At 57.3% G+C, this 267-nt stretch carries 1 protein-coding gene; it reads right to left on the reverse strand.

What is annotated here, in order from left to right; all coding sequences use genetic code 11:
- Positions 1–267: EAL domain-containing protein (locus AC0IW9_RS30970; RefSeq protein ID WP_471652135.1), on the reverse strand; the 267-nt coding region annotated here is incomplete at both ends.

The following is a 267-nucleotide window of genomic DNA, read 5'->3' on the forward strand; positions in this document are numbered from 1 at the left end:
TGATTGCAGCCCTGCTCACGCAAAATGTCCAGCTGCCCGACGTCCTCGACGCCCTCTGCAGTTGTTTCCATGCCGAGCGCATCGGCCAGCATCGTGATCGATTTAATGATTGCGGTCGCACCATCGCTGCTCATCAGATCAATGATGAAGCTGCGGTCGATCTTGATCTTGTCAAACGGGAACGCCCGCAAATAGCTGAGCGAGGAGTAGCCGGTACCGAAATCGTCGAGTGCTACGCGAACGCCGAGCCGACGCAGACTGTGCAGC

The sequence above is a fragment of the Belnapia sp. AC561 genome, from assembly GCF_979252845.1.